Annotated in this window: 13 protein-coding genes; 5 read left to right on the top strand and 8 right to left on the bottom strand. The window is 64.5% G+C overall.

Features of this window, described 5'->3' with window-relative positions; all coding sequences use genetic code 11:
- Nucleotides 1–11 precede the first annotated feature (11 nt).
- From B5G43_RS02510 to B5G43_RS02490, 6 genes are all read right to left on the bottom strand, one after another.
- Entirely contained in the window at nt 12–881 is an 870-nt protein-coding gene (locus B5G43_RS02510; RefSeq protein WP_206404996.1) for a DMT family transporter, read from the bottom strand.
- Nucleotides 882–941: 60 nt separating this feature from the next.
- Nucleotides 942–1,388 carry a hypothetical protein gene (locus tag B5G43_RS02505; RefSeq protein WP_087258776.1) on the bottom strand — a complete coding sequence of 149 codons (447 nt, stop codon included), beginning with the start codon at nt 1,386–1,388 and terminating at the stop codon, nt 942–944.
- Between the two features lie 101 nt (nt 1,389–1,489).
- Nucleotides 1,490–2,977, bottom strand: coding sequence for a glycerol kinase GlpK (gene glpK / locus B5G43_RS02500; RefSeq protein WP_087258774.1), 1,488 nt, complete (start codon nt 2,975–2,977; stop codon nt 1,490–1,492).
- A gap of 74 nt (nt 2,978–3,051) precedes the next feature.
- On the bottom strand, nt 3,052–3,921 hold the full coding sequence (locus B5G43_RS02495; protein ID WP_242960425.1) for a 4Fe-4S binding protein: 870 nt from the start codon (nt 3,919–3,921) through the stop codon (nt 3,052–3,054).
- A complete protein-coding gene (locus tag B5G43_RS17640) occupies nt 3,914–4,060 on the bottom strand; it encodes a CD1871A family CXXC motif-containing protein (RefSeq protein ID WP_242960424.1) in 147 nt (48 codons plus the stop codon). The genes B5G43_RS02495 and B5G43_RS17640 overlap by 8 nt, the downstream gene beginning before the upstream one ends.
- Nucleotides 4,057–4,677, bottom strand: coding sequence for a redoxin domain-containing protein (locus B5G43_RS02490; RefSeq protein WP_087258770.1), 621 nt, complete (start codon nt 4,675–4,677; stop codon nt 4,057–4,059). Before B5G43_RS02490 ends, B5G43_RS17640 begins: the two co-directional genes overlap by 4 nt.
- A 144-nt stretch (nt 4,678–4,821) precedes the next feature.
- On the opposite strand from B5G43_RS02490, the gene B5G43_RS02485 reads away from it, so the two are divergent.
- The 3 genes from B5G43_RS02485 to B5G43_RS02475 are packed head-to-tail and all read left to right on the top strand — an operon-like array spanning nt 4,822 to nt 8,790.
- Nucleotides 4,822–5,256 carry a MarR family transcriptional regulator gene (locus B5G43_RS02485; RefSeq protein ID WP_087258768.1) on the top strand — a complete coding sequence of 145 codons (435 nt, stop codon included), beginning with the start codon at nt 4,822–4,824 and terminating at the stop codon, nt 5,254–5,256.
- The gene (locus B5G43_RS02480; protein ID WP_087258766.1) at nt 5,253–7,004 is read left to right on the top strand and encodes an ABC transporter ATP-binding protein; all 1,752 of its coding nucleotides are present in this window, start codon (nt 5,253–5,255) and stop codon (nt 7,002–7,004) included. The genes B5G43_RS02485 and B5G43_RS02480 overlap by 4 nt, the downstream gene beginning before the upstream one ends.
- Nucleotides 6,982–8,790 carry an ABC transporter ATP-binding protein gene (locus B5G43_RS02475; RefSeq protein WP_087258764.1) on the top strand — a complete coding sequence of 603 codons (1,809 nt, stop codon included), beginning with the start codon at nt 6,982–6,984 and terminating at the stop codon, nt 8,788–8,790. Before B5G43_RS02480 ends, B5G43_RS02475 begins: the two co-directional genes overlap by 23 nt.
- A 51-nt stretch (nt 8,791–8,841) precedes the next feature.
- Here B5G43_RS02475 and galU read toward each other — a convergent pair whose 3' ends face one another.
- A complete protein-coding gene (gene galU, locus B5G43_RS02470) occupies nt 8,842–9,711 on the bottom strand; it encodes a UTP--glucose-1-phosphate uridylyltransferase GalU (protein ID WP_087258762.1) in 870 nt (289 codons plus the stop codon).
- Between the two features lie 123 nt (nt 9,712–9,834).
- Nucleotides 9,835–10,368, bottom strand: a complete 534-nt coding sequence (locus tag B5G43_RS02465; RefSeq protein WP_087258760.1) for a QueT transporter family protein — start codon at nt 10,366–10,368, stop codon at nt 9,835–9,837.
- A gap of 282 nt (nt 10,369–10,650) precedes the next feature.
- Here B5G43_RS02465 and B5G43_RS02460 point away from each other — a divergent pair, with 282 nt between their 5' ends.
- Nucleotides 10,651–11,019, top strand: coding sequence for a RidA family protein (locus tag B5G43_RS02460; protein ID WP_087258758.1), 369 nt, complete (start codon nt 10,651–10,653; stop codon nt 11,017–11,019).
- A gap of 177 nt (nt 11,020–11,196) precedes the next feature.
- The gene (locus B5G43_RS02455; RefSeq protein ID WP_087258756.1) at nt 11,197–13,008 is read left to right on the top strand and encodes a biotin/lipoyl-binding protein; all 1,812 of its coding nucleotides are present in this window, start codon (nt 11,197–11,199) and stop codon (nt 13,006–13,008) included.

Genomic DNA, 13,008 nt, shown 5'->3' with positions numbered 1-13,008 from the left:
GTGACCATTTTTTAAGCTTGTCTGGCGTCCTGCCGCTTGGTGTAGAGGAACATCAGCACTCCCGCACCGCAGATGACGGCGTAGCCCAGCCAGCTGATGAGGTCCGGCGTCTGCCGGAAGAAGAGGAACCCCAACAGAGCGGAGAAGAGCACCTGGGTGTAGTCGTACACCGACAGCTCCCGGGCCGGGGCGAAGGAGTAGGCTGCGGTGATGGAGAACTGGCCCCCCGCGGCGGCCACACCGGCCAGCAGGAGGAAGCCCAGCTGCTCCCCGGTCATGGGGTGGAAGTCCAGCAACAGCACCGGCAGGGTCACCACACAGGAGAAGGCGGAGAAGGCGAACACGATGAAGGGCCCCTTCACCCCCTGCTGGCTGAGGCAGCGCACCATGGTATACGCAAGCCCCGCGCAGGCGCCCCCCGCCAGCCCGATGAGGGCGGGGAACAGGTCCAGGTTTTCCCCGCTGGGCCGCAGGATGAGGACGGCCCCGCCGAAGGCCATCAGCACCAGGGCGCCCTGGACCGGCGTGATCTTCTCCCGCAGCAGGAAGAAGCTGAACAGAATGGCAAAAAAGGGGGACATTTTATTCAGCATGGAGGCGTCGGCCAGGAGCAGGTGGTCCACGGCGTAGAAATTGCCCAGCACCCCCAGGGTACCGAAGAGGGCCCGCAGGAAGAGGTACCACCAGCTCTTCCCGGTCATGGTCACCTTCTGCGGATTTCGGACCAGCAGGACCACGGCGGCGAACATGGCCACCAGATTGCGGAAAAAGCTCTTCTGGATGGAGGGCAGGTCCCCCGCCTCCCGCACGAACAGGGCCATGAGGGCGAAGAAAAAGGCGGCGGACAGAATACACAGGATACCTTTATAATGTTGCTTCAACAAAATTCCTCCCGATACGCACAGAAACAGGGACCGCCAGGCGGTCCCTGTTTGGCTCGTTTAAGTCGTGGAAATGCTCTCTTTGTCGGTGTTGTCGGCGATGAGCCGGCGGATGGCCTCCTCCGGATAGGAGAGGAGCCGTCCCAGGTCCCAGGCCACCCGGCTGCGGTTGCCGCCAAAGTAGACCCGGTTGGCCACCATGGACTCCTTGCGCTCCTTGAGGCGGATGTAGTCCTCGATCACATGGTCATCCCGGTAGAGCAGGATGTTATACGTTCCCTTGCTCTCCGAGAGGGGGAGCAGGTCGGTGACGAGGGGATCGTCCTCCGGGTAGAGCTTGGTCCCGTACCGGCGGCAATTCTCGTGGGCGTATTCGATCAGGGCCTCCCGCGCCTCCCGGCTGGGCTGGGGGCGAAGCATGGCCAGGGACTTGACGCCCAGCGCCACCAGACGGTTGAAGCCGTCGATCTGGCCGCAGTCAAAGGAATAAGAGTCAATCTGCATCATTCGGGCCTCCTGTCTAACATCAGTTCTATTTTACAACTTTCTCCCAGAGGCCGCAAGGGAAAAAGGACTGAAAAGGAGAGGCCCTGTGAAACAATTTTCCATCAGCGTGCCCAGCCCCGGCTGCGCTCCACCGCCTTGTGCCAGCCGTCCAGAAGGGCGGCACGGCGGTTTTCCTCCATGGAGGGGGCGAAGGTGGTATCCCGGCACCAGAGGGCGCGCAGCTCCTCCCGGTCCTTCCACACTCCCACGGTGAGCCCCGCCAGGAAGGCCGCGCCCAGGGCGGTGGTCTCCCGCACCACCGGGCGCACCACGTCCCGGCCCAGCACATCAGCCTGGAATTGCATGAGGAAGCCGTCCCGGCTGGCGCCGCCGTCGGCCCGCAGGCAGGACAGGGGGAGCCCGGTGTCCTTCTCCATGGCCCCCACCAGGTCAGCCACCTGGTAGGCGATGGACTCCTGAGCCGCCCGGATGATGTGCTCCCGCTTGGTGCCCCGGGTGAGGCCCACCATGGTCCCCCGGGCGTACATGTCCCAGTAGGGGGCCCCCAGGCCGGTGAAGGCGGGCACCAGGTACACGCCGCCCGTGTCCTCCACCTTCTGGGCATAGTACTCCGCGTCCCGGCTGTCGGTGAAGAAGTGGAGCTCGTCCCGCAGCCACTGGATCACCGCCCCGCCCACAAAGACGGAGCCCTCCAGGGCGTACTCCACCGCCCCGCCGGCGGCGGTGGCGGCCAGGGTGGTGATAAGCCCGTTCTGGCTGACGCAGGGGGATTTGCCCGTGTTCATCAACAGGAAGCAACCGGTGCCGTAGGTGTTCTTGGCGTCACCGGGGGCGAAGCAGGTCTGGCCGAAGAGGGCGGCCTGCTGGTCGCCCGCCATACCGGCGATGGGGACCTTGACGCCCTGGATGTCGGTGCGGCCATAGACCGTGCCCGAGGGGGCAACGGCGGGGAGGATGTTTTCGGGGATGTTCAGCGCCTCCAGCAGCGTCTCATCCCAGCACAGGCGGTGGATGTCAAAGAGCATGGTGCGGGAGGCGTTGGTGTAGTCGGTGGCGTGGACTGCCCCGCCGGTGAGCTTCCACAGAAGCCAGGTGTCCACCGTACCGAAGAGGAGCCTCCCCCGCTTCGCCAGGTCCCGGGCCCCCTCCACGTGGTCCAGGAGCCAGGCGATCTTGGTGGCGGAGAAATAGGCGTCGGGCACCAAACCGGTGACGGCGCGGATGTGGTCCCCCAGCCCCCGCTCCAGCAGCTCGTCCACCATGGGCGCGGTGCGGCGGCACTGCCAGACGATGGCGTTGTGGATGGGCTTGCCGGTCTCCTTGTCCCACAGGACCGTGGTCTCACGCTGGTTGGTGATGCCGATGGCGGCGATCTCCTTGGGAGAGACGCCGGTCTTGGCGATCACCTCCATCATCACGCCGTACTGGGAGGACCAGATCTCCATGGCGTCGTGCTCCACCCAGCCCTCCCGGGGGTAGAACTGGTTGAACTCCTTTTGGGCCACGCCCACGATGTTCTGGTGCGAGTCAAAGAGGATGGCCCGGGAGCTGGTGGTACCCTGGTCCAGAGCCAGAAGATAGGTGGCCATAGGGAAACCTCCTCGTCTGTTTTTAGTACCATGATACGGCATACGCCGCCCCTTGTCCAGGGGCGGCGTATGATTTAGGAAATCTCCTTTTTCCCCGGCGACACCGAGAGGGCCGCGTGGGGGCAGGCGGCAAAGCACTTGCCGCAGCGGATGCACTCGGGGCTGTTGGGGGTTTTCCACACCGGGATGTCCAGCCCGCAGGCCTTCTGGCAGGCCCCGCAGGAGATGCACTTGGCCTCCGACACCCGGATGCGCACCAGGGACACCGGGTTAAAGAGGCCGTACAGCGCCCCCAGGGGGCACAGATACCGGCAGAAGGGCCGGTAGACCACCACCGACAGCAGGATCAGCACGATCAGGATGGCGCTCTTCCAGGTAAAGAGCCACCCCAGCGCCCCTCTTAAGCCCTCATTGGCGGCGGCCAGGGGCCACCCGGCCAGGAGGGTGCCGGAGGGACAGACGTACTTGCAGAACCAGGTGGTTCCCTGTCCGAAGGCGTCCAACGCGAAGAGAGGGAGAATCACCACGAACCCGGCCAGCAGCAGGTATTTCAGCCACTTCAGCACCCGATCTCCGGGGAGCTTGCGCAGCTTTTGGGGGAAGGGGATTTTATGCAAAAGGTCCTGCACCAGTCCGAAGGGGCACAGCCAGCCGCACACGCCCCGGCCGATAAGGGCCCCCACCAGAATGAGGAAGCCCAGCACATAGGCGGTGCCCCGGCCGCTGTGGGTGGCAAGGGAGACCTGGAGGGAGCCCAGGGGGCAGGCTCCCAGCGCGCCGGGGCAGGAGTAGCAGTTGAGGCCGGGCACACAGAAGGCTTTCGTCCCGCCCCGCCAGATCTTGCCGCCCAGGAACCCCTGGACATAGCCGTTGGAGAGGGCGGCCCAGCCCAGCTGCACCAGGAGCCGGGCCCGGCGCTTTAGCGCGCGCGGTATCTTACCCAATGCCGATGCACTCCAGACAGATGTTGACCGCCTTGCTGAACACCACGTCGGCGCCCCCCGCGCCATAGCCCGCCAGCATCAGCACCAGCCCCACAGCCGCCAGGACGGCCCCCGGGACCCAGCGCTTGGCGGCGCTCATCCCACTTCCTCCAGCATCTCGTCGATGACGGCGGCCCAGCCGTCCTTGTCCTTGGCGCCCATGTAGAGGGTGCCCACCTGGACCCCGTGCTCGTCCACGAAGAAGGTAGAGGGCAGGGCGTAGATCTGGCTCAAAATGCCGTAGAGATCCTGGGAGGGCAGGAGATTGGTGTAGGTGACGCCGCTCTCGGAGGCGATGGTGCGGGCATCCTCCACCAGGCTCTCGTCCAGGGAGCCGTCCTGGGTGAGCACGTCGCTGACCAGGCCCACGATCTGCACACCCTGGTCGGCGTACTCCTCATGGAGCTGGGCGAGGTCCGGCATCTCCTGCTTGCAGGGCCCGCAGAAGGTGCCCCACACATTGACCATGGTCAGCTTGTGGCCCTCCAGGATGGACTGGTCCACCTCGTTGCCGTCCAGGTCGGTGGCGGTGAAGGTGCTGAGCACGCCGGTGGTCTGCCCGGCGCTCTCCTGGGCGGCCGGTGTGGCGGTAGGCTCCGCAGTAGGCGCCGCAGAAGGCACCGCGGTGGGCTCAGAGCCCGTGCCGCCGGAACAGGCAGAGAGAGTCACTGCCAGCGCCAGAGCGGCGGCGGGAATGGCTTTACGAAACAGGGTCATGAAAATCCCCTCCTTATTTCAAGAATGGTTAGAGAATAGCAAAGGCGGGAACGGAAGTCAACCTTCATTTGATTGACTTTTCTTTTGGATGTCTTTATAATTGATATATCAATAATTGACATGTCAATCAAAGGAGGTTGGAAGATGGAGCGGACCTTTCAGATGCTGCTCTACCGGGCGTTTCACGCCCACCGGAACCGGCTCCAGCCCTGCCTGCGGGAGCTGGGCTTAGGCCCCGGTCAGCCCAAGCTGCTCTCCTACCTCAGCGCCCACGGGCCCTGCCGGCAGCGGGAGCTGGCCGACTATTTCGAGATCGACCCGGCGGCGGTGTGCCGGATGCTGGACGTGCTGGAGAAGGGCGGCTTCGTCGCCCGCGAACCCGACGAGGGCAGCCGCCGCTGCGACCGCTTTTCCCTCACGGAGGCCGGGCAGGCGGCTACCGCCGCCTGGAAGAAGGAGGGCAAGGCGTTGGAGGAGGAGGCCCTCCGGGGCTTCACGCCGGAGGAACGGGCCCAGTTCTCCGAGTTTCTCCGGCGTGCCTATCAGAACCTCCAGATTGGAGAGGAGGCGCCGTCATGAGCGATCTGCGCCGACTGCTGCGCTACCTGGGGCCCTACCGGCGGGACATGGTCATCGGGGGCGCGCTGGTGCTGGTGGAGACCTTTTTTGAGCTCCTCATCCCGGTGCTCATGGCCGACCTCATCGATGTGGGCGTCATGAACGGGGACCTGCACTACCTGGTGGTGAAGGGGGTCCAGATGGGCATTTGCGCCGTCCTCTCCCTCATCACCGGGCTTCTCTATGCCCGCTACGCCGCCCAGGCGGCCTACGGCTGGGGCGCCCAGGTGCGCGCGGCCCAGTTTGAACAGGTCCAGCGCTACGCCTTCTCCAATCTGGACCGGTTCGACACCTCCTCCCTGGTCACCCGCATGACCACAGACGTCACCGTGCTCCAGAACGCCATCAACGGCGGCTTCCGGCCCCTGCTGCGCAGCCCCGTGATGCTGCTGATGGGAGTGGGCCTCTCCTTCTGGATGAACGCGGAGCTGGCCCTGGTCTTTCTGGTGTGCGCTCCCCTGCTGGGGATCACCCTCTTTCTCATCGTGCGCCGGGTGGCCCCCATGTACAGCCGCCTCCAGCGGGCGGTGGACCAGCTCAACCACGTGGTCCAGGAGGGGCTCACCGCCATCCGGGCGGTAAAAGCCTTCGTCCGCGGCGAGTATGAGGAGGAAAAATTCCAGGCCGTCAACGCCGAGCTCATGGACACCAGCCAAAAGACCTTCCACTACGCGGTGCTGAACCTGCCCGCCTTCCAGCTGGTGATGTACAGCTCCATCGTGCTCATCCTGTGGTTCGGCGGAACCATGATCCTGGAGGGAAAGCTCCAGGTGGGCGAGCTCACCGGCTTTCTCAGCTATGTGCTCCAGGTGATGAACTCCCTCATGATGATCTCCAACGTCTTTCTTCTCCTCACCCGCTCCCTGGCCAGCGCCCGGCGCATCAGCGAGGTGCTCCAGGAGGAGGTGGACCTCACCTCCCCGCCCCATGCGGCCACCGAGGTGCCTGACGGCAGCGTGGACTTTGAGGGAGTCTCCTTCAAATACCACGCCGACGCGGCGGAATACGCCCTGTCCGGAGTGGACCTCCACATCACCTCCGGCCAGACGGTGGGCATCCTGGGCGGCACCGGCTCGGCCAAGACCACCCTGGTGCAGCTCATTCCCCGGCTCTACGACACCACCGAAGGCGTGGTGAAGGTGAGCGGCCGGGACGTGCGGGAGTACGACCTCACCGCCCTGCGGGACGCGGTGGGCATCGTGCTCCAGAAAAACGTCCTCTTCTCCGGCACCGTGCGGGAAAATCTCCAGTGGGGCGACCCGGACGCCGATGACGAAACCCTCTGGGCCGCCTGCCGCACCGCCTGCGCCGACGAGTTTCTGGAGCGGATGCCCGGCGGACTGGACGCCGACCTGGGCCAGGGGGGCGTGAACGTCTCCGGCGGCCAGAAGCAGCGGCTGTGCATCGCCCGCACGCTGCTCAAGCGCCCGAAAATCCTCATCTTCGACGACTCTACCAGCGCGGTGGACACCGCCACCGAGGGGAAGATCCGCGCGGCCCTCTCCGCCCTCCCCCAGGTGACCAAGATCATCATCGCCCAGCGCCTCACCTCGGTGATGCACGCCGACCAGATCGTCATTCTGGACGACGGCGCCATCCACGCCGTGGGCACCCACCGGGAGCTGCTGGCGCACGACCCCATCTATCAGGAGATCTATGCGGCCCAGATGAAAGGAGGCGAGGCGCATGGCGCGGCAGATCAGCGGTAAGAAGCCGAAAAACCTCCGCTATACCCTGCGCACCCTGCTGTCCTACATGGGGCGGCACAAGTTCCTGCTGCTCATCGTGGCGGTGCTGGTGACGGTGAGCGCCCTTTGCAACCTCCTGGGTACCTACATGATCCGTCCCCTGGTGAACGGCCTCGCCGAGGGCGGACTCTCCCACCTCATCCGGGCCACCGCCCTCACGGCGGGCATCTACCTCACCGGCGCGCTGTGCTCCCTGGGTTACACCCAGACCATGGTGAAGGCCGCCCAGCAGATCCTCTTCGACATCTGGCGGGACCTCTTTTCCCACCTCCAGAAGCTGCCCCTGCGTTTTTTTGACCAGAGCCGCCACGGCGATGTGATGAGCTACTTCACCAACGACGTGGACACCATCGCCGACGCCCTCAACAACAGCTTCGCCATGGTCATCCAGAGCTTCATCCAGGTGGTGGGCACCCTGACCCTCCTCTTCATCCTCAACGCCCCCCTCACCGGGGTAGTGGCGGTGTGCTATGTGGTCATGTTCCTGTATATCCGCTTCAGTGCCCGGCGGAGCAAGGCCTACTACCACCGCCAGCAGCGCAGTCTGGGCGATCTGGACGGCTTTATTGAGGAGATGACCGCCGGACAGAAGGTGGTGAAGGTCTTTAACCACGAGGGGGCCAGCCGGACGACCTTTGCGGAGAAGAACGAGGCCCTCCGCCGCTCGGGCACCGGGGCCCAGGCCTACGCCGCCACCATGATCCCGGCGGTGGTGAGTATCTCCTATATCAACTACGCCATTGTGGCGGTGCTGGGCGGCTTCATGGCCATGAAGGGTCTCACTGACGTGGGAAGCCTGGCCAGCTACCTGGTCTTTGTGCGGCAGTCCGCCATGCCCATCAACCAGTTCACCCAGCAGAGCAATTTCCTTCTGGCCGCTCTGGCCGGCGCCGAGCGGGTCTTTGAGGTGATGGACCTGCCCCCCGAGGTGGACGAGGGAACGGTGGAGCTGGTCCCCGCGCAGAAGAAAGGCAGCTGGAAATGGCGCAAACCCGACGGGAACAGCACGCCCCTCCGGGGCGCGGTGCGCTTTGAGGACGTGGTCTTTGGATACGAGGCGGACCACCCCATCCTGAAGGGCATCAGCCTCTACGCCGAGCCGGGGCAGAAGATCGCCTTCGTGGGCTCCACCGGCGCGGGCAAGACCACCATCACCAACCTCATCAACCGCTTTTACGACGTACAGGGCGGTCGGGTGACCTACGACGGCATCGACGTGCGGGACATCAAAAAAGACGATCTCCGCCGCTCGCTGGGCATCGTGCTCCAGGACACCCACCTCTTCACCGGCACCATCGCGGACAACATCCGCTTCGGCAAGCTGGACGCCACCCAGGAGGAGGTGGAGAAGGCGGCGAAGATCGCCAACGCCGACTCCTTCATCCGCCGTCTCCCCCAGGGGTACGACACCCTGGTCACCGCCGACGGCGCCAACCTCTCCCAGGGCCAGCGGCAGCTCATCGCCATCGCCCGGGCGGCGGTGGCCGACCCGCCGGTGCTGATTCTGGACGAGGCCACCTCCTCCATCGACACCCGCACCGAGGCGCTGGTGGAGCAGGGCATGGACCAGCTCATGGAGGGGCGCACCGTGTTCGTCATCGCCCACCGCCTCTCCACCGTGCGCAACGCCGATGCCATTCTGGTGCTGGAGCACGGCCAGGTGGTGGAGCGGGGAAATCACGCCTCCCTCCTGGAACAGAAGGGAGAGTACTATCAGCTCTACCACGGCATGTTCGAATTGAGTTAAACAGAAAACCCCGCCCCGGAGCGTTGCTCCGGGGCGGGGTTTTTTATCCTCTTACAGCTGCTTGGCCTTGTCCTTGATGAACTGGCGCAGCCACTTGGCGGTGGCCTTGTTCTCCAGGGCGAAGTCCAGGGTGGCCTCCAGGAAGCCGGTGAGGTTGCCGGTGTCGTAGCGGCGGCCCTCAAAGTCCACGGCCACCATCCGCTCCCGCTGGCACAGCTCCCGCAGGCCGTCGGTGAGCTGGATCTCGCCGCCGTAGCCGGGCTTCACGTTCTCCAGCACCTCAAAGATGCCGGGGGTCAGCACGTAGCGGCCCAGGATGGCGTAGTTGGAGAGCATCTGCTGGGGGGTGGGCTTCTCATTCATGTCGGACACGCTGAAGATGCGCTCCTCCAGGGGCTCCACCTTCACGGAGGAGTAGCGGGAGATGGCCTCGGTGGACACCTTCTGCACACCCACGGCGCAGGCCTGATACTTCTCCGCCGCGTCGATGAGCTGCCGGGTCACTGGCTTCTTGGCCCGCATGATGTCGTCGCCCAGCAGCACCGCGAAGGGCTCGTCCCCCACGAAGCGCTTGGCCCGGTAGATGGCGTGGCCCAGGCCCTTGGTCTCCTTCTGGCGGACGTAGAAGATGTTGGCCAGATCCGCCGCCCGGCGGACCTCCACCAGCTCCCGCTCCTTTCCTGCCTGGAGCAGGCGGGTCTCCAGCTCGGGGTAGTAGTCGAAGTAGTCGTCCATAGCCGACTTGGCCCGGTTGGTGACGATGAGGATGTCCTCGATCCCGGCGGCCACTGCCTCCTCGATGATATACTGGATCACCGGCTTATCCACCATGGGGAGCATCTCTTTGGGCACCGTCTTGGTGGCGGGCAGCATCCGGGTCCCCAGCCCCGCGGCAGGGATGACGGCCTTGCGCACTTTCATAGATAAACCTCCTTGGCGTTGAAATCTGTGGTTTGATTTTCTCTAGTGTACCACGACTGCTGACAAAATACCAGCAAAAAACCGCCGTCTCCTCTCCACGCGGAAACGGCGGTATATTTCTCCTCAGGTCCGGGCGGCGGGCATCCGTCCGGCGGGGATCATCTGATTCAGATAAGGCACCCGGGGCAGCACCGAAAGCAGGATGGAGCCCAGCACATAGCAGGCCAGCAGCTCCCCCACGGCCACGCTCACGCTGTTGAAGGCGTAGGCGGCCCAGAAGCCGGGGCCGAAGCCCACCTCATACCAGGCGATCATGCCGCCCACGATGACGCCGTTGCACAGGACCGGCGGCAGGGGGGCCAGCCAGCGGTTGGGCATTTTCGCCGTCCACAGGGCGGCCAGCAGGGTGGCCAGAGAGCCCAGCACGATGTCCACCAGGGGGCCCACGGTGCTCATCAGATTGGTGATGAGGCAGCCCACAAAAAGGCCCGGCGCGGTGGCCGGGAACAGGAAGGGCAGCACGCACAGGGCCTCGGCGAAGCGGCACTGCACGGCCCCGTAGGTGAGGCCGAAGATGCTGCCGAAGTAGCTCAGCACGGCGTAGAGGGCGGCCACCATGGCGGCCAGGGTGATCTGTCGGGTGTCAAAGCGTTTCATTGTTGGATTTCCTCCCATTTTTTGTTTAGAGAACGGTCGGAGCGCCGCTCCGCCGAACGAACACGGCTGGGCCGTGCTTGGACTGGATGTGGAGAACCAGTCGGAGGTATTCTACCGGAGCTGTGAAAACTTGTCAACCCCTCCTAAATTTCTGACAGCTTACCAGTAAATTTTTCATTTTCCCTTGCTCATACCAGACAGTTCGTTTATAATAGAGGCAAAGATGCCTGCGGTGTTGCCGCCCGCATCCTTCTCCACTAAATATTTAAGGAGGAAACCACCATGAAGATCGTTGCTACCGATAATGCTCCCGCCGCCATCGGCCCCTACTCTCAGGGCTACGAGGTGGGCGGCCTGGTCATCACTTCCGGCCAGCTGCCTGTGAACCCCGCCACCGGCGAGATGCCCGCCACCATCGCCGAGCAGGCTGAGTGGAGCTGCAAGAACGTGGCCGCCATCCTGGAGGCCGCCGGCACCAGCATGGACAAGGTCGTCAAGACCACCTGCTTCCTGGCTGACATTGCCGACTTCGCCGCTTTCAACGAGGTCTATGCCAAGTACTTCACCTCCAAGCCCGCCCGCAGCTGCGTCGCTGTCAAGCAGATCCCCAAGGGCGCTCTGTGCGAGATCGAGGCCATTGCCGAGAAGTAAGGTTTCCCCAGCATCCCATACGGGCGCGCCGCGCATGCGGCGCGCCTGTTTTTTTGCCCAAAAGCGGGGACCGTTCGGGCGGAAAACTTCTCCTTCCCCGCCGCTCCCTTTTCAGGGAAATTTCAGCTTCCTCCCGTATACTTGCTCCTGAACTCATCAACAGGAGGCTGATCCCACATGGACGAAACCCTCACCACCCCGGCATCTGTCCCCCTTCCGGAAACCAGGAAGCGCCGCCGTTTTCCCGTCAAGCGGCTGGTCGTGCTCCTGCTCCTCGCCGCCGTGCTGGCCGCCGGCGGCTTTGCCCTCTACCGGCTCTTCTTCCAGTCGGAGGAACAGACCCCGCTCACCGAGGAGCTGACCCGGGGGAGCCTGGCCACCACCATCACCGGCACCGGCGTCACCCTGCCCGCCGACAGTCAGACCGTCACCACCGCCTCCACGGCCAAGATCACCAAGGTCTATGTGGCCGCCGGTGACACGGTGGAGGCGGGGGATCTCCTGTATGAACAGGACGACTCCGAGCTGGACGACCAGATCAGCGAGTACAAGGACCAGATCACCGATCTCCAGAATGAGCTGGAGACCTATCAGGAGCAGCTCTCCGACACCCAGGAGACCCTCTCCAACCTCACCGTCACCGCCCCCTTCTCCGGCACCATCACTGAGATCGAGGTGGAGGCGGGCGACAACGTCCAGGCCGGGAGCAAGCTGGCCGTGCTGGTGGACGACAGCAAGATGAAGCTCACCGAGTATTACAGCTACGCCTATGAGGACCAGATCCAGGTGGGCTCCAAGGCCAAGGTGTCCATCGCCAGCCTCATGCTCAACCTGGACGGCACCGTCACCGACGTGCAGAAGGTGAGCCGCTACACCACCGAGGGCACCCAGTGCTTCGCCGTCACCATCACCGTGGACAATCCCGGCGCCCTCACCGAGGGGATGAGCTGCGTGTCCTATGTGGTGTCCTCCTCCGGCGAGCCTCTCTACTCGGCCATCTCCGGTACCCTGGAGTACAACGACAGTGAGACCCTCACCGCCCAGGTCTCCGGGGAGCTGACCACCGTTTCCCCGGTGGCTTACAGCACCGTCACCAAGGGGCAGACCCTCTTTGTGGTGGACGGCAGCGACTATGAGAGCCAGATCACCTCCACCCAAAACAAGATCACCCAGACCCAGGAGCGCATCGCCGATTACGAGGAGCAGATCGCCGAGACCGAGGAAAAGCGCGCCGACTACGCGGTCACCGCTGAGATTTCGGGGAAGGTGATCCAGGTCAACGTCACCGAGGGGGAGACCCCCCGCATGGCCGGTGAGACCGCCGTGCTTCTCTACAACCTGGACAACATGGAGATCTCGGTGAACATCGACGAGCTGGACATTGAGAATGTCACCGTGGGCACGGAAGTCGCCATCACCCGCTCGGGCAGCAGCAGCGACGCCGACCAGGCCTTCACCGGCACCGTCACCGCCGTGAGCTACGAGGCCACCAACTCCAACGGCGTGGCCTACTTCCCCGTCACCATCTCCATCCCCAGCGCCGGGGCGCTCTCCGCCGGCGTCAACGTGTCCTACTCCATTCAGGTGGGCGAGGACGCCGAGGGGGTGCTGGCCCCCATCTCCGCCCTGAAGCAGTCCACCGACGGGCAGACCTGCCTGTACATCCAGTCCGACACCGCCCCGGAAAACGCCGTGGAGGCCGAGGGTGTGCCGGAGGGCTTCTATGCCGTGCCGGTGGAGATCGGCGCCTCCAACAGCCAGTATGTGGTGATTCTCTCCGGCGCGGAGGAGGGGGACACCGTCTTTACCCGCTATGAGTCCACCGCCCCCGCCAATGGCGACTCCACCAGCCAGGGCGAGGAGGGCGAGATGGAGCAGGGCTTCCCCGCCGGCGACATGCAGATGATGCCCGGCGGCATGGGCGGCGACTTCTCCGGCGGCGGTATGAGCGGCGGCGGCATGCCGGGCGGCGGCCGGATGGGGGGATAA

The sequence above is a fragment of the Flavonifractor sp. An92 genome, from assembly GCF_002159175.1.
Classification (GTDB): Bacteria; Bacillota; Clostridia; order Oscillospirales; family Oscillospiraceae; genus Pseudoflavonifractor_A.
This window is presented reverse-complemented; position numbering and strand designations above follow the sequence as displayed.

What these genes read in the sequence shown, in the direction of transcription:
- B5G43_RS02505 (WP_087258776.1), bottom strand. Translation starts at nt 1,388, where the DNA reads ATGATGCAGATTGACTCTTATTCCTTTGACTGCGGCCAGATCGACGGC.
- glpK (WP_087258774.1), bottom strand. Translation starts at nt 2,977, where the DNA reads ATGGCCACCTATCTTCTGGCTCTGGACCAGGGTACCACCAGCTCCCGG.
- B5G43_RS17640 (WP_242960424.1), bottom strand. Translation starts at nt 4,060, where the DNA reads ATGAGCGCCGCCAAGCGCTGGGTCCCGGGGGCCGTCCTGGCGGCTGTG.
- B5G43_RS02490 (WP_087258770.1), bottom strand. Translation starts at nt 4,677, where the DNA reads ATGACCCTGTTTCGTAAAGCCATTCCCGCCGCCGCTCTGGCGCTGGCA.
- B5G43_RS02485 (WP_087258768.1), top strand. Translation starts at nt 4,822, where the DNA reads ATGGAGCGGACCTTTCAGATGCTGCTCTACCGGGCGTTTCACGCCCAC.
- B5G43_RS02480 (WP_087258766.1), top strand. Translation starts at nt 5,253, where the DNA reads ATGAGCGATCTGCGCCGACTGCTGCGCTACCTGGGGCCCTACCGGCGG.
- B5G43_RS02475 (WP_087258764.1), top strand. Translation starts at nt 6,982, where the DNA reads ATGGCGCGGCAGATCAGCGGTAAGAAGCCGAAAAACCTCCGCTATACC.
- galU (WP_087258762.1), bottom strand. Translation starts at nt 9,711, where the DNA reads ATGAAAGTGCGCAAGGCCGTCATCCCTGCCGCGGGGCTGGGGACCCGG.
- B5G43_RS02465 (WP_087258760.1), bottom strand. Translation starts at nt 10,368, where the DNA reads ATGAAACGCTTTGACACCCGACAGATCACCCTGGCCGCCATGGTGGCC.
- B5G43_RS02460 (WP_087258758.1), top strand. Translation starts at nt 10,651, where the DNA reads ATGAAGATCGTTGCTACCGATAATGCTCCCGCCGCCATCGGCCCCTAC.
- B5G43_RS02455 (WP_087258756.1), top strand. Translation starts at nt 11,197, where the DNA reads ATGGACGAAACCCTCACCACCCCGGCATCTGTCCCCCTTCCGGAAACC.